Below are 21,053 nucleotides of genomic sequence, written 5' to 3'. Positions count from 1 at the left end.
TCGTTGCAAAGCGGCGGGAGCCGCCATCGAGGGGGAACCCCTCGCCTTTGATGGCAAACATGGAAGAGTCGCGCGGGAGCGCGACGGTGCCTTCCGGACGCTATGTCAATCGTGTATTGCGCAATACAGAACTCAAGGAACTTTCGTCAACGAAAGTCGCGAAGTGTCTTGTGATCTAAGGCAGGAAACACTTTCTTCTAGAAAGTGGGCGCAAACCGGAGGTTTGGCATGACTGAGTACACAACAATTCGAGTCCGCGTTTCTCGGGCGACGAGCTTGAAGCTTGCTGCCGCAGCGAGGCATCACGGATGCAGTAGCTCACAGCTTTTGAGGCTGATGCTTTCGAAGGTGTTGCATGACGAGCCGCCCGTGGCGTCTACCGTCAAACCTGCATCCGCCGAGAAGATTCAACTGAATATCCAGCTCACGCAGGATGAGCATTCGGCGCTTTGTGCCGCAGCGGCATCGGAAGGCCTGCGGCGCACCGAATGGGTCGTCAAGCTCATTCGCGCCACGCTTACGAGAAAGCCACAATTCAATCGCGCCGAGCTCGACGCCCTGATGGAATCGAACCGGCAGATAGCTGCGATCGGACGGAATCTCAACCAGATCGCGCGCAACATAAACATGGATCCGAATGCCAGCCGAAGCGTTACCGTCGAGCGCATCCGCGAATTGCTTGCGGAGATCGACGAGCACCAGGTCGAGGTTCGCATGTTGACCGACGCAAGCTTGAACCGCTGGAGCACGTCATCATGACGGAGCACGCGATCGAAAGATTATTCGATACGCTCGGCGTACTTGATTCGATGGACGCTGACGAACTTCGTCGATTGGTATCCGGCCAGTTGGGTAACCAGTCGGCGAAGCGTCTGCGCCTACCGAACCTGAATACACGAGCCAAGGGGCAACGCTCCTCCGCCGGGCAGAAAGGGGCTGCGCGAGCTGCTATCTCTCGCGTTGTTCACCGGGCTCCCGAGGTCATCGTCAAAGTGAGCAGCGTGGCTAAAACCGAGGGCCGGGTATGGTCGCACCTGACTTACATCACCCGAAATGGGCAGATCGTAGCTGAGACTGACGGGGAGCAGGAGCTCTCGGGAATCGACGATATTCGCCTGTTGCATGAGGACTGGGCTATGTGCCCTCGTAAGCGTCGGGCGAACGAGAAGCTCACCGTGAACATGGTGCTTTCGATGCCGGTCGGCACGAACGTTGAGCGATTGACCTCGGCCGCACGAACATTTGCCCGGCAGGCGTTTTCTGGGCACGAATATGCCTTCGTATTGCATACACCGGATACCGACCCGGATCACGATGCACCGCTGCACCCACATGTTCACATTTGCGTCAGGTCGAGGGCGGTCAACGGTCGTCGCCTTCTCCACGGTCCTACCGAGCTACAGGCGTTCCGGCAATTGTTCGCCGAGAAGCTTCGTGAGCAGGGCATCGAGGCCGCGGCCACGCCTCGCTCAGTACGCGGTGTGGTGCGCAAACCTAAGCGCCAAGCGATTTATCACGCTTCGCGTGGAAATGCTCAGCAGCAGCGCTCGAACGTTCAGTTGAGCAAGCTTCGCGAAGCTGCGAGGGCGGTGTTGAACGGCGAAAACGCCGATGGCACCTGGGAAGCGATTGCCACACGGCGGCAGGAGCAAATACGTAGGGAATGGCTGATGTTGTCGAGCGCACTCGAAACATCTGGCCGCCCGGATGACTCGATATTGAGTGGGGACATCAAACGCTTCGTCGATGGCATGCCGGCTCCTCACACTGAGAGGCGCGAACTCATGGATGCGATGAAGAAAGCGGCAGACAAGCGACGTGACATTGAGGCCGCTCATGTGCGCGATGCCTCTGATACCAGATCGGAGACCAGCTCGGGAGCAGGGCTAAAGGTGAGGATAACGCGAGCACAGGGAAGGGGGAATGATGATCTCGAACGTTGAGCTAGCGATGAATTGCGCAGCAATAGCGATCGCGATTTGCGGGTTCGGGCGAGCAATCCATGACGGGCGGCTATTCACCAACCCGGAACTGGATTGCCTACGCCTGATGGCGATCGTATGGGGGCTGTGTGCAATTGTTGTACAGCAGGGGGCGATCGTGTCCCTGAGCTTCGTCGGGCTGATGCTCATGGTGGACAAAGTAAGGCAGCCTCCCGACGACGGGCAAGCGGGGCGCTAAGCGCCCCGCATCTCTTGACGATATTGGCTTACAAGGAGTGAATGATGGCGGACATCATTGAAGCTGACGACTTGTTGACTTGGTACACGTCGCTCCAATCCACGGTGCATGGAATGGGGCAATGTATCGACTTGCTCCGGATGAACCCGAGCTATGACGATATAGCCACCATGATCGGTGTTTTTCATCGGCATCTCGACCACTTGCTGATCGACGGGTTTTCGAACGTCACGGAAAAGCTTCCTCGAAAAACTTTCGTCAACGAAAGTCCCGTGGGCCGGACGATGAATGGAGACGCGGCATGACCGTGACGATCTTCACCAACATAATGACGCACTTTCAAAGTGCAATCGAATCCTTTCTTGCCGTTGCAGTTCAGCGGACTATTAGTGCAATGCTACCCATAGTGACCACGTGCTTGGGCATCTACTTCATCCTGTATGCGTGGGCTGGCATCCGAGGCAAGGTGCAGGACTGGGGAAACGATATGGTATTTCGGACCATCAAAATCACCCTCATCCTGAGCATAGGGTTTTCGGTGTCGGGCTACGGGCAATACGTGCTGAATCCTGTCCTCAATCTCCCGAGCGATTTAACCAGTGCTGTTACAGGGCAGACAGCCGACTCGGTCGCAGGCCCGTCTATTCTCGACCAGCAACTCGGCCAGGCATGGAGCCTCGGACACAATGCGATGTCGAGCGGGTCACTGCTTACCTCAAACGGGATTTCATTCTATCTGACTGGCATCTTGTACTACGTCGCAGGCACCATTATGACGGCTTATGCTGCATACCTCATCCTGCTCTCTAAGGGCATGTTGACGGTGCTGCTGGCCTTTGGCCCGATCTTCATTGGGTGCCTGATTTTCGACGTGACTAAGCGGTTTTTCGACGCGTGGCTCGGGCTCATCGTCAATTACATTTTCGTCAACGTGTTCGCGGTAACCGTCCTGTCCCTAACGTTTGTTGCTTTTCAGGATTACATGAATAAGATGACGCCCGATTCCGGGTTAGGTGCCGCATTGGGATTGCTGGTCGTCGCGATCATCGACGTCCTCGTCATTATGGGAGTTCCGCAAGTTGCGTCTAGTCTCGCCGGCGGTGCACCTGTTGCAACTGGTTTCGGTAACTGGATCGTTTCGGCCGCAACAGGCGGAGCGTCACGGATACTCGCCAACAAAGCTGGGCAAGGATCGAGGTGGTTGGGTGGAAAGGCCGCAGCAGGCGTGACAACAGGTGCTAGAGCCGCTGCACAAGCCGCAACCAGTCGATTTCGCATGAACAGCGTCAAAGGGCTGTAATACGCGCTATTAGAGTCGCTAACACAACCTGGACATGCAGCCATGAAAGCCATATCCTGGCGTGATGTCCAGACGAAAAATCAGTAATGAACTATGGGCGGCGTTGGAGCCGCTGATTCCGTTGTTCGAGCCGTCGCCCAAAGGTGGCCGACGCCGCACGGTTGATGACCGTGCAGCATTGAACGGCATCCTGTATGTCCTGCAAACAGGCATCCCGTGGGAAGACCTGCCGCAGCAACTGGGTTTCGGCAGCGGGATGACATGCTGGCGACGACTGCGGGACTGGCAGGCCGAAGGCGTATGGGAGCAACTGCATCTGGCGATGCTTCGCCGGTTGCGTGAGCATGACCAGATTGATTGGGAGCGGGCGAGCCTTGATGCCGCTAGCGTTTCCAGCCCCCGGGGGGGCAGGAAACCGGCCCGAACCCGACAGACCGGGGCAAGCTCGGGTCGAAACGGCACATCGTCGTAGATGCACGCGGTATTCCTCTGGCCATCACGGTCACGGGTGCCAACCGCCACGACTCGATGGCGTTCGAGCCCACGCTCGATGCCATTCCGGCCGTCTCGGGCCTCAATGGCGCGCCCCGTAAGCGCCCAGACAAGCTGCATGCGGACAAGGGATATGACTTTGCACGTTGTCGGCATTATCTGAAGCAGCGCGGCATCACGGCACGTATCGCCCGACGCGGGGTGGAAAGCCGCGAGCGGCTCGGGCGGCATCGCTGGGTGGTCGAGCGCACGCATGCCTGGTTTGCCGGTTTCGGCAAATTGCGCATTCGTTTCGAACGGCGTCTCGACATTCATATGGCGTTGCTTTCCCTGGCGGCTGCCGTTATCTGTTCACGCTTCGTTGACGACTTGTGTTAGCGACTCTTAGTCGATTCCATCTTAGGGGGTGTCAATTGAAGCGACTCACCTGTTTCGTTTTTGTGCTGAGCATTGCTGTTGTTCTTTGGGGATGCAAGCAACACTCGCCGGAGACGCTTGAGGGCGAGTACGGCGCCACACAGAACGGAAAGCTCGTGCCGCTGATTAAGGTCGAGAAAACCGGCGTCGGTTATGTTTTTGACGATTACCACAATGGGGCATGGCGACGGGGTGATGTCGCCGAACCGATGACTAAAGACGAGTTTGCAAAGCTGACGGGGACTACCGTCGATGGTTCGTTTATCGGACTGAAGTCCAAGGTGGCAGTGGTCGCTAGAGTTCAGCCTGGTTTTACGGCAGGGAAATTCAAGACGTCAACGGGTTACCTGATGGTATTCATGTTCGGTCCCGTCGAGTTGACTAAGCTATAGCAAATACAAGGATGAGGGACTTTGAACGCCGACACGTCCCTGCATCCAGCTTCCCTTTGCTTGCCTCGCACTCCCGCGCGAGCCCGACGAACGAAACCAGCTATTGCAGAGGCGAGGGGTACCCCCTCGTTAGCGGCTCCCGCCGCAAAGGCTGGGCACTCGTCGAGACTGTCGCGCGGTACGTTACGATACGATTGATACGTTATGTTATGAAATCGCGGATGCCATTAGCTGAATCTCACGATATAAGTCACGCGCTCGAAGTCAAGCTCGATCTGGGCTCTAGGGCGCGCGCACGATTCCGGCAAGAGGCCGAGGATTCGTGGCAGGCGTTTCGGACGACCGGCCTTCACCTGACAGGAGGCGAGGTATACGCATGGCTCGACACTTGGGGCACGGACACAGAAAAGGCAGTGCCTGAGTGCCACAATTGATTACGGGTGAAGTCGTGCGGATTGCACGGCTGTTACAGGGATGAGATGCACCGTGAACACTATCCGCACCGATGCAGACGTCTATCGGGAGGCTAAACAGCTTACGCTGGACGAGCAAATCGAGCTTGCTCGCCATGCCGCTACAGGGGGCAGCGCGTGACGCTTTCGCGCGTTTTCGACGGCTCGCGACGGTGCTAGCTTAGATCTGGCCTCACGTATTGAACGCTCGGGCACGGGCTCTGCACGGTTCTGGATGCACTTGGAAAGCAATTACGAGCCTTGGCAGGCGGAGCAGCGCGCATAGTCTCGCGAGAGGCCGCTAGCGACAAACCGTACATCAAGGTATTGTGCACATCGTCGCGCTACATTAGCCATTTTCAGCCTACGGATTTGCTTGCATAGCTATCCAGCAGTAAATTGAGTATGAAGTCCGACGCGACGTCCTGGTGACTGTCGTCAATCGAAATCAGCCCGTTACGGCTTAGCTCAATAGCATGTGTTGTCGGTCCAAAAGGATGCTCAATCCTGATTTTGTCGACGCTTATGGCGCTATCTCCAAAGAAACGCTTTAGATCCGAAGCGGCGTTCTTACTAGAGATCACATCGATCTTCGCTGTGGAATCCGGTGTGAGCTTGAGTTGAGACGCTTTGACGCGTGTGAGACGTGCCATCGTGGAATTTTTTCGCAATAAGCCAAAAATTTCCAAAAGCGGTAATTGCACCTCGGAGACTGACAGGCCGTTGGCAATGTCAGCTAAAGCAGCTACAAGCGTCCGAAGTGTTCTGGGAGGAGAATTAACCTCCATTAGATACGATGAAACTCCATTTTCTGTCGAAAATGCGATAAGCTGAAAGTCTATCGACGAATACCTTGTCGTCTCAATGCTAGTGCTTACTCCAAAGGGATCGGTGATGATTTCGATGGATGCAATTTTCTCAGAGAATTTGGCTTTGAGTCGCCGTCCATCTCGAAAAGACAAATCAAATCCATGCCCGATTCTCTCGTCGAATTGAGCGGCGCGAATTGCGGCTACTAGAGCTTTATGTGCGCAGTCAACCTCAATTTTAAGCCATTTAGCCCTCTGCATCGTTATCCCCAATTAAGTTTGCTAATGTGGATCGCGCTGCTAATTCGATCAATTTCCCGAGGCGATACTCTTCCTCGTTGGTGAAGCCGGTTCTATTTTTGGAGAATTCGTACCCTTCTAGGTGTCTGTAAAATCCTCTTGGTAGATAGGTAAACCCGCTGCAATCATCGGGTGATGAAAATTGAGCTTCGAACTCGTAAAGGTCGGAATCGATTTGGCCATTTTTGCTTGTCCAAACGATCTTGCTGATATAGAAACCTTTATTTTCTAAAAGCTTCAATTCATCCGAGTGAAGAACTCCTTGGCCTTTTAGTGAAGCTTTTGAGATGTGAATACCGGTAGAGACTTTTTCAGAATCATCATCGTCATCGTCTTCTTCCACGCGAGGATGGGAGACATACACATCAGATACGTCGGCAAGATGATGTCCGTCTATCGATTTGATGAGATTGGTAAAGAACGAACTTTTTTGTTTTGCGGAAAAATTGGGTGGCAATTCAATATCGTCAAATTCAAGATCCTTTCCGCTCTTTTCGCTAGCAGTTTTTCCGAGTTGATCAATCCATTCCCGGACATCTTCATTATGAGGTCCATGGAAAACAAGGTCGTCACCTTCCCGCTGTACTGAGATCATGGCAGTTCGATTGACAACTTGCCGAAATTCGCTCTTGTTGAATTGAAGCTTTTGGTATTTGACTTCTATATCGAGGCGATTTCCTTTTGTGGCGTAGACTTTTACCACTGCCCCCGATTGTTCGAGATTGGCTTTTAGTTCGTGCGCGCTCGATTCGAATGTCGAAATTGGTACGTCGGTCGTAATCCGAGTGCTGGATATTTTTTCGTGATGAACTTGGCTGCCGAAAATTCTGGCAAGCCGATCGTAATCCAGATAGTCATGTGATAATCGGGAGAAATGTAATGCAAGACTCTTTCGGCTGGAGTCCTTCGAAATCAAAATTCCCCTGCTTAGAAATAGCTCTCGAAGATCGGAATTTGTTACGGTTTTTTGGTTGAGCGCATCATTAATTGACTTGTCGCTTGCGCTAAAAATCGTTCCGCCTCGCATCATCGCTCCCAGCCAATATCTGTTCTTGAAAACGAATATCTATAAATTTCAACTATTTCCAGTTCGATCGACTCTAGTCTGCTGAGCTTATGTTGATCAAATCCCCACTCTTGAGCATATAAAGAAATTGCCCGTTTAAAATTACTGCGAGGATCGCTTCCTGGGGTGCGGTGTGCGATTCTAACTCTTATTTTATGTTGACCATCTAAAATTTGATATCCGGAGAGCACATCGAGAAAATATGCAAATTCCTCTGCGGAATCGCCAGGTCTGTTATAGTAAATAACGTAGCCCTCTGGATATCGAATTTCTGCTTCACCCGTCGATTCGTTAAACTTCTTGACCTGGTCGTGACGAATAATTAAATATGGGCCAGCTAGCATTTCAGCGGTGGCAGGGCGTTCGAATTCTGCTCCGCTTGCTTTGTGTAGTCTCAGATCTGGATAAAAGAATTCATAGTTTTTCTCGGGAAAGGAGCCCTCGGTATGCAATCGGTGAGCGTCAGTGACAATCGTGGTGAGGTAGCTGATTAAGCTGGGCTCGACAACATGAATTACCTGGCCGTCAGCTATTGGGAGGGTTTCTAATTTAATGGGCGTTTTATCCGAGGCGCCTCGGCGTCTTACAGGGGTTGAAAGAAGATCATAGAAAGACTTGTCGAATTCCGCGTCATGGTTGTAAACGAACAGCATGCCGCGGACTTCGTAAGGCAAATCTCCTAAGGTGTGGTATCGACCTTGCCATTCGTCGGAAACGCGCGCGCAATCAATCGTCAACGCAAGCGACTTTAGAGCGGCAAATATGCGATTGGCGTCGATGCTGCCGCTTGCATAGCTTTTTAGGTCGGTGTTTAGGTAGATGATTTTATTGAGATATGGGTCCGTGTACCAGAAAACGGCATCGACGGGATGCGTATGGTTATCTTTACTTGGGGCATGCGCTGCGGTCTTCACGCAATCGAAGTTCAGATCAGGAAGGGGAATCCTTTTCCAACGGAACCATCCCAAAATCTCATCCGATACGTAGGCTGCCATCTTCGCGATAGCACTGGTCTCACCGGCCAAGGACGTTCTCCTACTTGTAAGTTATTGTTACATTGTCATGGTAGCTGAAAAAGGGGCGTTTATGGCCTGCCGCACAAGCCCCTTGTGGCTCGAAGATCGTCCAACGATCGGTGAGGTTACTAAGCAGAGTGGAGTTGCGAAGTATTCGCGACTCCACATCGGGACAATGCTACCCCAATTTCTCAAGAAGGCTCTCCGGCCGCAGATGTGTATATCTTTTGAGCATCTGCATCGATTTATGGCCGGTAATGCTCGCAACCTCCATTGGGTGCAGGCCTTTTTCGAAGAAGCGGCTTGCCGCCTCGTGGCGCAGATCATGCCATCGAAGGGAGCTTGCTGCCGGATCGTCGAGGCTCGCTTTCTTCAACGTTCGCTTCCAGATGCAGATCACCGCATTGGCGCTGGTGTTGAAGACTCGTCCAGCCAGTTTCTCTGGGGCTACGTTGGCAGGACCAGATAGGGAGCGGTGTGCGCGTGCTTCAGGGTTTTCTGCGATGGCCGCAAGGAGGCGAAATATAGCGACGGCCCGTCTAGAAAGTGGCAGAGCTGCCGGGACCCCCTTGTTCTCCGCGCCGCGAGCATCGGGGGGAAAGCGGAGGAGGCGATTGTCAAGATCAAGCCATTCCCATCGCACACTGAATAGCGCGCCTTGGCGCAGGCTGGTTTCGATCGCCAACTCAAAGGCAGGCGCCGCCCAAGGATTGGCACTGGCCGAGAGGAGCGCGTGCAGTTTTTCGAATTCGCCGGGGCGTAAGCGTCGATCTCGTGCCTCGCTGCCGGACGGTTTGCGAATGTTTTTCAAGGGGTTCATCAGCGCTTCCATGCCCCATTCTTTGCGGGCGATTTCGAAGAGATGGCTGATAACTTGGAGTTCGAGCCGAATGGTGTTTTCTGCGCGCCCTGCTGCCCTGCGTTCGTCTCGATACTTCGCGAAATCGGCGCCGCGCAAGTTGGCTAGAGTTCGATGCGCAAGGTGGTTGTCGATCCAGCGTTGGATGCGTCGATTTTCTTGATAGGGGTGGCGCTTCTCGGGGACGATTTCGCGCCGGTAACGCTCCAGCGCTTCACGGAGCGTCGTTCGTTCGGCTTCGGTGCGATCGACGTACGCCCCACTATCCATCTCCGACTCCACCCTCCTAGCCCATTGCTGCGCCTGCTGTTTGGTGTCGAACGATCGATAGACGGGCTTGTAACCGCGTCGGCGGATTTCGGCGCGCCAGTAGGCGCCGCGCTGGCTGATATAGGCCATTTCCAGACTCCATGCGAAAGATTGAGTTCGCTTGGTCTGGATTCTTCCGTTCCGGCAGTTTTCCGGCAAAGGCCAGTTTTTGACGCCTGCGCACGCTGGCTATAGACGAAAAAAAAGCACCACGATTTCTCGTAAGTGCTTGATTTTCTACAGCTAAATTCGGTGGTGGGGCGTGAGTGACTCGAACACTCGACCTACGGATTAAGAGTCCGCTGCTCTACCAACTGAGCTAACGCCCCCAACAGAAGAAAGATTATGCATGGGTATTTCGGTCTTGGCAAGCCCTTTCTGCAAATTTCCTGAAAATACTTCGTCACGTCCCCGCCGGCCCTGCGTGCGGTAGCGAGCGATCGCAGTTGGCGCGCTCCCGGTATGATGACGTCCACATCTGTTGCGCGGCGGTCGCGCAACATTCTCTGGACTTCCGAAGATGGACGAAAACGCAGTCCGCGAATTGCTGGATCGCCTGCTGGCCCCGTGGGTCCGCTCGCTCGGTCTGGTCCCCGTATCGATCGGCGACGACAGCGTCACGATGCGCCTGCCGTTTTCCGGCGAATTCCGTCATTCGGGCGGCATCATCTGCGGGCAGGTGTTCACGGCCGCGGCGGACACCGCGATGGTGGTGGCGATCTCGGCCGCGCTCGGCGAGTTCCGGCCGATGACCACCGTATCGCTGAACACGAATTTCATGCGCCCGGTGCGCAAGGGCGACGTGCTCGTCACCGCGCGCGTGCTGCGGATGGGCCGCAACCTGGTGTTCGGCGAAGTCGAGCTGTTCGACGAGGACGGCAAGATGGCCGTCCATGCGACGTCGACCTACGCGCTCGTCGGCTGAGCGCCGCGATGTTCGACCAGATCGTATTCGCGGGCGGCGGCAATCGCTGCTGGTGGCAGGCCGGCTTCTGGGACGTTGCCCGGCCGGCGCTCGGCTTGCGTCCGCGCGTGATCGCCGGTATCTCGGCCGGCGCGGCCACCGCCTGCATGCTGTATACACGCGACGCCGCGTGGGTGATGCGCTATTACGAGGAAGCGCTGCGCCACAACCGCAAGAACGCGTACTGGGGCAACCTGTTCGGGCGCGAGCCGGTGTTTCCGCATTACCGGATCTATCGTCAGGCGCTGCTCGACATCTATGGCGAGCCGTTCGCGAAGCTCGCCGACGCGCCGGAGATCCGCATCGGCGTGTCGCACGTGCCGCGCTGGCTCGGCGCGCGCAGCGCGGTCGCGGCGGGCCTCGTCGCATACAACATCGAAAAGTACGTGCGCAAGACGCTGCACCCGACGCTCGGGCGCAGGCTCGGCTTCCGGCCCGAGTTCGTGCGCGCGCAAGCATGCGCGAGCGTCGAGGAACTCGCCGACCTGATCCTGCAGTCGTCGTGCACGCCGCCGTTCACGCCGGTGCTGCGCCGCGGCGGCCGGCCGGTGCTCGACGGCGGCATGGTCGACAACGTGCCGGTCGACGCGCTCGACGCATCGCCGGGCGACGTGCTGGTGCTCGTCACGCGGCTGTATCCGCGCCCGCAAATGTTCACGGTCGCGCACGGCGACCAGCGACGGCTGTATGTGCAGCCGTCGAGCAAGGTGCCGATTTCGAGCTGGGATTACACGAGTCCGTCGCAGATGCTGCATGCGTACGACCTCGGGCGGCGCGACGGCGAGCATTTCCTCACGCGCGTGGTCGCGATGACGGGCGGCCGCGTGGCTGCCTGAGGGCGGAAAGGAAGAGCGAGCGCGGCCCGCTTCGGTCAGCGTACGCGGCGCGGCGTCAGTGCTTCCGGGTTGACGACGCTCGACAGGTCGCCCTGGTCGAACGCGAGGATGTTGCGGAACGCCGCGCTGAAGTAGAGCTCGTAGCTTTCGCGCTCGACGTAGCCGATGTGCGGCGTGCAGATCACGTTTTCCATGCGCAGCAGGCTGTAGCCCTGCAGGATCGGCTCGCTCTCGAACACGTCGATCGCGACCATCCCCGGACGGTTGTGCGACAGCGCGTTGACGAGCGCGTTTTCCTCGAGCAGCTCGGCGCGGCTCGTGTTGACGAGCAGCGACGTCGGCTTCATCCGCATCAGGTCTTCCTGCGTGACGATCCCGCGCGTGTCGTCGTGCAGGCGCAGGTGCAGCGACAGCACGTCGCTCTGCTCGAACAGCGCTTCGCGGCTGTCGGCGGCCGTGTAGCCGTCGGCGCGCGCGGCCTCGAGCGAATGCTCGCGGCCCCAGATCAGCACGTTCATCCCGAACGCCTTGCCGTAACCGGCGACCAGCCGGCCGATCTTGCCGTAGCCCCAGATGCCGAGCGTCTGGCCGCGCAGCACCTGGCCGAGACCGAAGTTCGGCGGCAGCGCCGACGTCTTCAGCCCCGACTGCTGCCACGCGCCCTGCTTCAGGTTCGCGACGTATTGCGGGATGCGGCGCTGGGCGGCCATCACGAGCGCCCAGGTCAGTTCGGCCGGTGCGATCGGCGACCCGGTGCCTTCGAGCACCGCGATGCCGCGGTCGGTACACGCGTCGAGGTCGATGTGGCTCGAGATGCGGCCGGTCTGGCTGATCATCCGCAGGTTCGGCAGCTTGGCGAGCAATTGCGACGAAATCGGCGTGCGCTCGCGAATCAGCACGAGCGCCTCGACTTCCGCGAGACGGCTCGCGAGTTGCCCCAGGCCGCGTACCGTGTTGTTGAAGACCTTCACGTCGTGCTCGGCGAGCATCTCGAAGCAGTTCAGCTTGCGGACGGCGTCCTGGTAGTCGTCGAGGATGGCAATTTTCATGATCAGCGGGAGTCGCGCGTTGAAAGCGGCAGTGGCGGCGGCGCACGTCGCGCACCCGTCCCGCCCGGCCGGGGCCGACATGATGCTACGTCGGCGCACGGCGTGGGGTCTTTTTAACAGGTTGTTACGCTCCGCCGCAATCGGCGCTGGCCTGAGCCGGCGCCGCCCCCATCGGACGCGGCCGAGTGCGATGTTGTGTCGCATCAGACACGTCCTTTCTGATTCGGCCGCTTACCGGACGAGGTTCACCCAATTGTTGCTCCAATCAGAATAATTGGATCATCCATTCGCGATGACTGAGGATTTTTGACTATTTTTATCGTCAACCGCGGCCCTGTTGAGCAACTCTGCATCATTTCCGCTGTCGTAGGAGAATTACGCATTTGCTTCAACTTTTTGAAGTTGTAACAGCGGCAGGAGTCGTTTATGGATCATTTGCAGTCGATGCGCGTGTTCGTCAAGGTTGCGGATCTCGGCAGTTTCGCGCGGGCCGCGAGTGCAATGGATATCTCCAACGCGGTCGCGACGCGTCACGTCGCCGATCTGGAAGGCCGGCTCGGCACGCGGTTGCTGAACCGCACCACGCGCAGCCTTTCGCTGACGGAGTCGGGCCAGGTCTATCTGGAGCGGGCACGCCAGATTCTCGATGAACTCGAGGATGTCGAGCAGATGGTCGTCGCGCGCAATCACGAGCCGGTCGGCACGCTGCGCATCGTCGCGCCGGTCGTGTTCGGGCTGCACAATCTCGCGCCCGTCCTGCAGTCGTACACCGAGAATTTCCCGAAAGTGGTGCCGGATCTGACGCTGGTTGATCGGCAGGTCGATCTCGTCGAGGAAGGCTTCGACGTCGGCATCGTCGTCACGCGCCAGATGCGCAGCGCGAGCATCGTCACGCGGCGGCTCACCACGGGCTGCATGACCGTGTGCGCGACGCCGAGCTACCTGGAAAAGCACGGCGTGCCGACCCACCCGGAACACCTCGCCGAGCATCCGGCGCTGAGCTTGCCGACCGAATACTGGGGCGACGAGCGCGTGTTCACGGGGCCCGACGGCGAAGTGCGCGTGCGCCCGACCAACGTGATCGTCGCGAACAACACGGCGATGCTGCGCCAGTTCGCGCTGCTTGGAATGGGCGTCGCGATCCTGCCGAGCTACCTGATCGGTAGCGACATCGCGCGCGGCGCGCTGGTGCGGCTGCTGCCGGATTTCCGGCTGCCGCAGGTGGAAATCAACATCGCGTATCCGAGCCGGCGCCATCTGCCCGCGAAGGTGCGCACGTTCATCGATCACCTCGTCGAGTATTTCAGCCACTCGACCGACGCGATGATGGGCGAACAGTGGGCCGCACAGGGGGCCGCGCCCGCGCCGATCGGCGTCGAGATGCGTGCCGAGCCGCCCGAATCGACCGACCCGAACCTGCAGCCGCGCCTCGCGCGTTCGACGCGCGCGCGCGTTGCGGTGCCGTCGCCGCTGTAACTCACGTCGCGGCGGTCGCGCACCGGCACGGCCACCACCAAGAAAAAACGCGGATCGAGCGATCGATCCGCGTTTTTTTTATCACCGCGTTGACGGGCGTTCGCCCGGCGCATGACGCGCCGGCGGCCGGAGCATCACGAGCCCGTCTTGCGCGCCGTCGTCTTGCGGGCGGCGGTCTTGCGGGCCGGTGCCGGCTTCTCGTCGGCGCCTTCCGTCACGGTTTCGGCGTCCTTCGTCGCCGATTTTGCCGTCTTCTTCGCGGCGGCGGCCTTCGGCTCCTTCTTCTCGAACTCGAAACCGATCTTGCCGTCCGGCTGCTTCACGAGGAAGGCCTTGAAGTTGCGGCCCGTGCGCGACGACTTGAAGTTCGGCAGCAGATCCGTGCGGCCGTCGGCCAGCAGCTTCGCCATCTGCTCGCGCGTGATTTCCTGCTGCAGGATCACCTTGCCCGAACGGAAGTCGCAGGTCTTCGGATTCGCGACCGAGTGCTCGCACACGTAGCTCATCCCGTGCTCGAACACGCGGCCCTTGCACTTCGGGCACGCGCCGACCGGTTCCTGCGCGGAGAAGTCGGGCGCCTCGCCTTCCTCGCCGCCCTGGTCCTGGCCGAAGTCGAACTCGAGCTTGTAGTTCTTCGTTTCGTCGTCGAACGACAGCTTGAGGATCGCCGAGAACGGACGGCCCATCTTGCTGCGGAAGCCGGACAGCGGGCCGATGGTCTTCTCCCGCAGCAGCTCCTCGACTTCGGCGATCTCGAACTGCCGGCTGCCCGGAATCTTCGAGATCGAGAAGTCGCACTTCGTGCACGCGAAGCGGCGGTAGTTTTCCTTCACTTGTCCGCCGCAGTTCGGGCACGGCGTCTCGAGCGTCGCGTAATCGCCGGGGATCGTGTCGGAATCGTATTCCTTCGCGCGCTTGACGATCTGCTGCGTCATGCGCGCGATTTCCTGCATGAACGCGTCGCGCCCGAGGTTGCCGCGCTCCATCTGCGACAGCTTGTATTCCCATTCGCCGGTGAGCTCGGGCGCGGTCAGCTCCTTCACGCCGAGCCCGCGCAGCAGCGTCATCAGCTGGAATGCCTTCGCGGTCGGGATCAGTTCGCGGCCTTCGCGCACGAGATATTTTTCGCCGAGCAGGCCTTCGATGATCGCCGCGCGCGTCGCCGGCGTGCCGAGGCCCTTCGCGGCCATCGCCTCGCGCAGCTCGTCGTCCTCGACGAGCTTGCCCGCGCCTTCCATCGCGGACAGCAGCGTCGCTTCCGAGTAGCGTGCGGGCGGCTTCGTCACGAGCGCGACCGCCGCGATCTCGTCCGTCTTCACCTTCTCGTCCTTCTGCACCGGCACGAGGTTCGCGTCCGCGCCTTCGGCGTCGCGGCCGTACACCTGCAGCCAGCCCGGCTCGACGAGCACCTTGCCTTCGGTCTTGAAGTGATGGCCGGCGACTTCGGTGATCCGCGTCGTGACGCGGAATTCGGCTGCCGGGAAAAACACCGCGAGGAAGCGCTTCACGACCATGTCGTACAGCTTCTGCTCCGGCTCGGACAGCGACTTCGGCGCCTGCAGCGTCGGGATGATTGCAAAGTGGTCGCTGATCTTCGAGTTGTCGAAGATCCGCTTGTTCGGCTTCACCCAGCCCTTGTCGAGCACCTGCTTCGCGTGCGGCAGGTAGTTGTGGCTCTCCTTGAGCATCTCGAGCGTGGACTGCACCGTCGAGAGGTAGTCTTCGGGCAGCGCGCGGGCATCGGTACGCGGGTACGTCAGCACCTTGTGCTTTTCATACAGTGCCTGCGCGAGACCGAGCGTGTTTTTCGCGGAGAAGCCGAAGCGGCTGTTCGCCTCGCGCTGCAGGCTCGTCAGGTCGAACAGCAGCGGCGACAGCTGGGTCGACGGCTTCGATTCCTCCGACACCGTGCCGATCTGGTCGCGGCACGCGGCGACGATCGTTTCGGCGGCCGGCAGGCTCCAGAGGCGCGAGTCGCGCTTTTCCGGATCGAATTCGTCGCGCTTGAATTTCGGGTCGAACCACTTGCCTTCGTAGAAACCGCCGGCGCATGCGAACTCGGCCTTCACTTCCCAGTAGTCGCGCGGGACGAAACGGCGGATTTTCTCTTCACGTTCGACGACGATCGACAACGTTGGCGTCTGAACGCGACCGACGGTCGTCAGGAAGAAGCCGCCGCCCTTGCTGTTGAACGCGGTCATCGCACGCGTGCCGTTGATCCCGACGAGCCAGTCGGCTTCCGAGCGGCAACGCGCGGCGTCGGCGAGCGGTTGCATGTCCGAGTCGCTGCGCAGATGCGCGAAGCCGTCGCGGATGGCCTGCGGCGTCATCGACTGCAGCCACAGGCGCTGAACCGGCTGCTTCGCCTTCGCGTGCTGCACGATCAGGCGGAAGATCAGCTCGCCTTCGCGCCCCGCGTCACATGCGTTGATCAGGCGATCGATGTCCTTGCGCTTCATCAGCTTGGTCAGGACTTTCAGGCGCGACTCGCTTTTTGCGATCGGGTTCAGGTCGAAATGCGGCGGAATGACGGGCAGATGAGCGAAGCTCCATTTTCCGCGCTTGACCTCGTACTCTTCCGGGGCGGCGATTTCGAGCAGGTGGCCGACCGCGGACGAAAGGACGAATTCGTCGCTCTCGAAGTATTCGTCATGCTTGGTAAAGCCGCCCAAAGCGCGCGCGATGTCGTTCGCGACAGAAGGCTTTTCCGCAATGATCAGTGCTTTGGACATGACAGATGTGTGTTGGTAGACCGGGTTCGCCGGTGTGGGTCCCTTTTACGACGGCTTTATAGCACACGCTGCGGCGACGGCGGCGCGGCGTGCAAAAAGCGGCTCATCATAGTGGGGGGCCGCAACGGCGGCAAGCGCCCGGCACGGCGGCGCGCGCAATGGCGCGAAAAGCTGCCGGGTCGGTGCGTGGCTTACGCCTCTACATTCAGGACGTTGCGCAATTTCGGTGCGTGCGGCGCGCCGGGCACGGCGCTCAGGTCGGACAGCATTCGTTCGACGATTGCCGCGTGCGGCAGCACCGTGCCGAAGAAGCGCGCGGTGTTCGCGTCCTCGATCAGGATCGTCGGGAAATTCTCGACGTCGAGATCGTCGAGCCGGTCGGCATGGGTTTCGACGTCGATCCACGCGAAGCACACGTCGGGATGGGCGTCGGCGAGCTGGTCGAAGGCCGTTCGGTAGTCGCGGCAGGTGCCGCACCATTCGGCGCACAGGCAGGCGACGAGCAGCGTATCGGGATCGGCGAGGCGCTCGGCGATCCGATCGGCATCGGTGTCGAGATTCAGCGCGGGCATGGAATTCCTTGGGTAGCATCGGCGGCACGGCCGCCTCTATGCGGGGGAATGTAGCACGCCGGACGCGGGCGGGGTGGGCGTTGCGTCAAGCCGCGCAAAGCGTCCGCCGGGCATGCTGGCGACCCGCCCGGCCAGTTCGAGCGCGAGCAGCGCCCGGTGCAGCGCGTCGTCGGAAAGGGCGGTGTGCTCGGCGAGCCATTCGTAGGTCACGGGGCCGTATCCCAGCGCGGTGAGCACGGATCGTTCGGCCGGGTCGCCGGGCGGCGCGGCATCGATCTCGGCGGAGGCGACGGCTGGCGCAGCGGGGTCCGTTTTGCCGGCCTGCTCGCCCGTACCGCGCCCTGCGGTTTCGGCTGTTTCTTCTTTATCGGGGCGCGAACGCGAATTCGTCGTGGCGCGGGCTGCAGGAGTCGCCGGTTCGCCCAGCCCGTATTCCTCCAGCACGTCGAGCGGTGTCGCAGTGAGCTTCGCGCCGTCGCGGATCAGCGCGTGGCAGCCTTGGGCAAGCGGCGCGTGGATCGAGCCCGGCATCGCGAATACGTCGCGGCCGAGCTCGTTCGCAAGGCGGGCAGTGATCAGCGAGCCGGAGCGCGGCGCGGCTTCGACGACGAGCACACCGAGCGCGAGCGCGGCGATCAGCCGGTTGCGCTGCGGGAAATGCGACGCCCGCGCGGGTGTGCCGAGCGGCCATTCGGAAACGATCGCGCCGCGTGCGGCAATTTCGTGCGCGAGGGCGCGGTGCCGTGCCGGATAGACGAGATCGGCACCCGTCGCGATCACCGCGATCGTGCCGGCGCGGCCGTCGAGCCCGCCGCGATGTGCGGCCCCGTCGATGCCGAGCGCGAGGCCGGAGACGACCGCGAGGCCCGCATCGGCGAGCGCCTGCGAGAAGCGCGTGGCATCTGCGAGCCCCTGCGGCGTTGCGTGGCGGCTGCCGACCACGGCGAGCCCGCGTGCGTGCAGCAGGTCGAGCCTGCCCTTTACATATAGCAGCGGCGGCGGATCGTGAAGGTCGCGCAAGCGCGACGGATAGACGGGGTCGCCGAGCGTGACGATCGCGTTGCCCGGTGCATCGAGCCATGCGAGCGCGGCGTTGGTGCGCGCGTCCAGGTCGCTCCGCTCGCTTGCGCGTACCGCACGCGCGACCGCCGCGCTGCTCGCCGCGCCGATGGCCTGGTCGGATGCGCGCAGCAGCGCCGCCGGCGAGCCGAATGCGTCGAGCAGCGCGTGCAGCGCGGCAGGCGACAGGCCCGGCGCCTGCGCGAGCTGGAGCCACGCGCGCAACGTCGAGGGCGTCAGCGCTTGCGGCGACATGAGGTTCCCCTCGAATGCGACGGCCAGCGGACCGCGTGGCGCCATGATAAAATTTTCATCATCCGAAATACTCGACAGGGCCGTGCGCACGAGCGTCCGGCCAATTGCAGGAGGCAGACCTGCGGCATTGACATGCCGCGCGTCAGCCTCATCTTCATTGCATCCCGGCGGCGGCGCCAGCCGGCCGGATGGCCGATGCGGCACGTCGCTCCACCGAATACCGAACACCATGGCTTTGCTGAACATTCTTCATTACCCCGACAAGCGGCTGCACAAGGTCGCCAAGCCCGTCGACAAGGTCGACGACCGGATCCGCAAGCTCGTCGCCGACATGGCCGAAACCATGTACGCGGCACCGGGCATCGGCCTCGCGGCGACGCAGGTCGACGTGCACGAGCGCGTGATCGTGATCGACGTGTCCGAGGAGAAGAACGAGCTGCGCGCGTTCATCAATCCCGAGATCATCTGGTCGAGCGACGCGAAGCAGGTCTACGAGGAAGGCTGCCTGTCGGTGCCCGGCATCTACGATGAAGTCGAGCGTCCCGACCACGTGCGTGTGCGCGCGCTCAACGAGCACGGCGAGACCTTCGAGCTCGACTGCGAGGGCCTTCTGGCGGTGTGCGTGCAGCACGAGATGGATCACCTGATGGGGCGTGTGTTCGTCGAATACCTGTCGCCGCTGAAGCAGACCCGTATCAAGACGAAGATGAAGAAACTCGAACGCGCGATGTGACGCGCGTGTGCCCAGCCCGATCCCGAACGCTGTCATGACCCATACGTTGCGCGTGATTTTTGCCGGCACGCCGGAATTTGCCGCGGCCGCACTCGCCGCGATCCACGAGGCCGGTTTTCCGGTGCCGCTCGTGCTGACCCAGCCCGATCGCCCCGCCGGGCGCGGGATGAAGCTGCAGGCGAGCGCCGTGAAGCGCTATGCCGTCGAGCACGGCATGCCCGTCGCGCAGCCGCCGTCGCTGCGCCGCGCGGGCAAGTACCCGCAGGAAGCCGCCGATGCGATCGAGCTGCTGCGCACGACGCCGCACGACGTGATGGTGGTCGCCGCATACGGGCTGCTGCTGCCGCAGGAAGTGCTCGACATTCCGCGCGCGGGCTGCATCAACATCCACGCCTCGCTGCTGCCGCGCTGGCGCGGCGCCGCGCCGATCCATCGCGCGATCGAGGCCGGTGACGCCGAGACGGGCGTCACGCTGATGCAGATGGACGTCGGCCTCGACACCGGCGCGATGATCGAGGAAGCGCGCGTCGCGATCGCGCCCGACGATACGACCGCGACGCTTCACGACCGGCTGGCCGCCGACGGCGCGCGGCTGATCGTCGACGCACTGGTGCGGCTCGAGCGCGACGGCACGCTGCCTGCCACGCCGCAGCCGGCCGACGGCGTGACCTACGCGGAAAAGATCGGCAAGCACGAAGCGGCGCTGGACTGGCGCAAGCCGGCCGACGTACTCGCGCGCCAGGTGCGCGCGTTCGACCCGTTCCCGGGCGGTGTCGCGATGATCGACGGCGCGGCAATCAAGCTGTGGGCGGCCGAGCCCGTGGCGACGCACGACGGGCTCGTCGACACGGCGCCCGGCACGATCGTCGACGCTGCGCCGGAAGGCGTGGTCGTCGCATGCGGCAGCGGCGCGCTGCGCGTCACGCAACTGCAGAAGCCGGGCGGCAAGCGGCTGCCCGCGCGCGAATTCCTGGCCGGCTCGCCCCTCGCCGCAGGCCAGCGCTTCGCGTTGCCCGACGGGTCTTGAGCGCCATTCGACCCGACCTGCCGGTCGCGCGCAATCGGCCGGATGGCCGAGTCGCGCGGCGCGACAGGCGCGCGTAGAATTTCCGTGCGCTCTCCGGTTTCGAGGTTTTCATGCTTGGCATTACCCATTTCGGCTTCTTCGTGCTGGCGGTTTTCCTGCTGAACATCACGCCTGGCCCCGATACGGCGTACATCGTCGGCCGCAGCGTCGCGCAGGGCCGTGGCGCGGGGCTGATGTCCGCGCTCGGTATCTCCGCCGGTTGCTGCGTGCACGCGCTTGCGTGCGCGTTCGGCCTGACCGCGCTGCTCGCGGCGTCGGCGGCCGCGTTCACGGTGATCAAGCTGGTCGGTGCCGCTTACCTGATCTACCTCGGCGTGCGCATGATCCTCGCGAAGCAGGCCGCCGCGCCGGCGGGCGCCGAGGCCGCGCGGGCCACGGCCGCGAAGCCGCTGCGCCAGCTGTTCATGCAGGGTTTCTGGACCAACGTGCTGAACCCGAAGGTCGTGCTGTTCTTCGTGTCGTTCTTCCCGCAGTTCGTGTCGGCCGACAGCCCGCACAAGGCGCTGGCGTTCCTGGCTCTCGGTTCGGTGTTCGTCGTGATGAGCACGGTCTGGACGTGTATCGTCGCGTGGGTCGCGGGCAGCGTCACGCAGCGCTTTTCCGGCAAGCCGGGCGTCCGGAAGTGGCTTGACCGCACGGTCGGCAGCGCCTTCGTCGGCCTCGGGCTGCGGCTCGCGGCGACGCAACGCTGAAATTG

At 60.8% G+C, this 21,053-nt stretch carries 21 protein-coding genes and 1 tRNA gene; 13 read left to right on the top strand and 9 right to left on the bottom strand.

Annotated elements, in window-relative coordinates; translation table 11 throughout:
- Positions 1-369: 369 nt before the first annotated feature.
- The 7 genes from WS51_RS26090 (at position 370) to WS51_RS26065 (ending at position 4,782) form a co-directional block, all read left to right on the top strand.
- Positions 370-759, top strand: a complete 390-nt coding sequence (locus tag WS51_RS26090) for a plasmid mobilization protein (protein WP_167358006.1) — start codon at positions 370-372, stop codon at positions 757-759.
- Positions 756-1,943, top strand: coding sequence for a relaxase/mobilization nuclease domain-containing protein (locus WS51_RS26085; RefSeq protein WP_155773619.1), 1,188 nt, complete (start codon positions 756-758; stop codon positions 1,941-1,943). The genes WS51_RS26090 and WS51_RS26085 overlap by 4 nt, the downstream gene beginning before the upstream one ends.
- Positions 1,924-2,181: a hypothetical protein gene (locus tag WS51_RS32255; protein ID WP_155623634.1), complete on the top strand. Its 258-nt coding sequence runs from the start codon at positions 1,924-1,926 to the stop codon at positions 2,179-2,181. Before WS51_RS26085 ends, WS51_RS32255 begins: the two co-directional genes overlap by 20 nt.
- A 44-nt stretch (positions 2,182-2,225) precedes the next feature.
- Complete coding sequence (locus tag WS51_RS26080; RefSeq protein ID WP_155773618.1) at positions 2,226-2,486, top strand: hypothetical protein; 261 nt, start codon at positions 2,226-2,228, stop codon at positions 2,484-2,486.
- Positions 2,483-3,481: a TrbL/VirB6 family protein gene (locus WS51_RS26075; RefSeq protein WP_059542616.1), complete on the top strand. Its 999-nt coding sequence runs from the start codon at positions 2,483-2,485 to the stop codon at positions 3,479-3,481. Before WS51_RS26080 ends, WS51_RS26075 begins: the two co-directional genes overlap by 4 nt.
- 64 nt (positions 3,482-3,545) lie before the next feature.
- Positions 3,546-4,351 (top strand): IS5 family transposase gene (locus WS51_RS31565; RefSeq protein ID WP_155773625.1). Its coding sequence is split into 2 segments (ribosomal slippage): positions 3,546-3,876 and positions 3,876-4,351, totalling 807 coding nucleotides; the frame shifts between segments, so codons are not numbered across the junction.
- Between the two features lie 35 nt (positions 4,352-4,386).
- Complete coding sequence (locus tag WS51_RS26065; RefSeq protein WP_069229949.1) at positions 4,387-4,782, top strand: hypothetical protein; 396 nt, start codon at positions 4,387-4,389, stop codon at positions 4,780-4,782.
- Between the two features lie 811 nt (positions 4,783-5,593).
- Here the strand turns inward: WS51_RS26065 and WS51_RS32250 are convergent.
- From WS51_RS32250 to WS51_RS26050, 5 genes are all read right to left on the bottom strand, one after another.
- Entirely contained in the window at positions 5,594-6,304 is a 711-nt protein-coding gene (locus WS51_RS32250; protein WP_155623632.1) for a hypothetical protein, read from the bottom strand.
- The gene (locus tag WS51_RS32245) at positions 6,291-7,373 is read right to left on the bottom strand and encodes a hypothetical protein (RefSeq protein WP_155773617.1); all 1,083 of its coding nucleotides are present in this window, start codon (positions 7,371-7,373) and stop codon (positions 6,291-6,293) included. Before WS51_RS32245 ends, WS51_RS32250 begins: the two co-directional genes overlap by 14 nt.
- Positions 7,370-8,434: a PD-(D/E)XK nuclease domain-containing protein gene (locus WS51_RS31555; RefSeq protein WP_191624276.1), complete on the bottom strand. Its 1,065-nt coding sequence runs from the start codon at positions 8,432-8,434 to the stop codon at positions 7,370-7,372. The genes WS51_RS32245 and WS51_RS31555 overlap by 4 nt, the downstream gene beginning before the upstream one ends.
- Before the next feature lie 169 nt (positions 8,435-8,603).
- Positions 8,604-9,683 (bottom strand): tyrosine-type recombinase/integrase, encoded by a 1,080-nt coding sequence (locus WS51_RS26055; RefSeq protein WP_069229948.1) that lies wholly within the window; start codon positions 9,681-9,683, stop codon positions 8,604-8,606.
- A 163-nt stretch (positions 9,684-9,846) separates the two neighbouring features.
- A tRNA-Lys gene (locus WS51_RS26050) sits at positions 9,847-9,922 on the bottom strand.
- Between the two features lie 191 nt (positions 9,923-10,113).
- On the opposite strand from WS51_RS26050, the gene WS51_RS26045 reads away from it, so the two are divergent.
- Positions 10,114-10,518 carry a PaaI family thioesterase gene (locus WS51_RS26045; protein ID WP_057924645.1) on the top strand — a complete coding sequence of 135 codons (405 nt, stop codon included), beginning with the start codon at positions 10,114-10,116 and terminating at the stop codon, positions 10,516-10,518.
- A gap of 8 nt (positions 10,519-10,526) precedes the next feature.
- On the top strand, positions 10,527-11,393 hold the full coding sequence (locus WS51_RS26040; RefSeq protein ID WP_059794463.1) for a patatin-like phospholipase family protein: 867 nt from the start codon (positions 10,527-10,529) through the stop codon (positions 11,391-11,393).
- Positions 11,394-11,428: 35 nt separating this feature from the next.
- On the opposite strand, the gene WS51_RS26035 is transcribed toward WS51_RS26040, so the two are convergent.
- Entirely contained in the window at positions 11,429-12,442 is a 1,014-nt protein-coding gene (locus WS51_RS26035) for a D-2-hydroxyacid dehydrogenase family protein (RefSeq protein ID WP_059794467.1), read from the bottom strand.
- 426 nt (positions 12,443-12,868) lie between these two features.
- Here WS51_RS26035 and WS51_RS26030 point away from each other — a divergent pair, with 426 nt between their 5' ends.
- Positions 12,869-13,918: a LysR family transcriptional regulator gene (locus WS51_RS26030; protein ID WP_059448408.1), complete on the top strand. Its 1,050-nt coding sequence runs from the start codon at positions 12,869-12,871 to the stop codon at positions 13,916-13,918.
- A 134-nt stretch (positions 13,919-14,052) separates the two neighbouring features.
- On the opposite strand, the gene WS51_RS26025 is transcribed toward WS51_RS26030, so the two are convergent.
- The 3 genes from WS51_RS26025 to dprA all read right to left on the bottom strand — a co-directional run bounded on the left by WS51_RS26025 (position 14,053) and on the right by dprA (position 18,581).
- Positions 14,053-16,650 (bottom strand): DNA topoisomerase III, encoded by a 2,598-nt coding sequence (locus tag WS51_RS26025; protein ID WP_059448409.1) that lies wholly within the window; start codon positions 16,648-16,650, stop codon positions 14,053-14,055.
- 191 nt (positions 16,651-16,841) lie between these two features.
- Positions 16,842-17,222, bottom strand: coding sequence for a thioredoxin family protein (locus tag WS51_RS26020; protein WP_059448410.1), 381 nt, complete (start codon positions 17,220-17,222; stop codon positions 16,842-16,844).
- Positions 17,223-17,258: 36 nt separating this feature from the next.
- Positions 17,259-18,581 (bottom strand): DNA-processing protein DprA, encoded by a 1,323-nt coding sequence (dprA, locus tag WS51_RS26015; protein ID WP_069229947.1) that lies wholly within the window; start codon positions 18,579-18,581, stop codon positions 17,259-17,261.
- Between the two features lie 184 nt (positions 18,582-18,765).
- On the opposite strand from dprA, the gene def reads away from it, so the two are divergent.
- From def to WS51_RS26000, 3 genes are all read left to right on the top strand, one after another.
- Positions 18,766-19,269, top strand: a complete 504-nt coding sequence (def, locus tag WS51_RS26010; protein WP_040142555.1) for a peptide deformylase — start codon at positions 18,766-18,768, stop codon at positions 19,267-19,269.
- Positions 19,270-19,303: 34 nt separating this feature from the next.
- Entirely contained in the window at positions 19,304-20,296 is a 993-nt protein-coding gene (gene fmt, locus WS51_RS26005) for a methionyl-tRNA formyltransferase (RefSeq protein WP_069229946.1), read from the top strand.
- A 110-nt stretch (positions 20,297-20,406) separates the two neighbouring features.
- Complete coding sequence (locus WS51_RS26000) at positions 20,407-21,048, top strand: LysE family translocator (RefSeq protein WP_059448413.1); 642 nt, start codon at positions 20,407-20,409, stop codon at positions 21,046-21,048.
- Positions 21,049-21,053 lie beyond the last annotated feature (5 nt).

Source organism: Burkholderia territorii (genome assembly GCF_001718335.1).
In the GTDB taxonomy this organism is placed as follows: domain Bacteria; phylum Pseudomonadota; class Gammaproteobacteria; order Burkholderiales; family Burkholderiaceae; genus Burkholderia; species Burkholderia territorii.
This window is presented reverse-complemented; position numbering and strand designations above follow the sequence as displayed.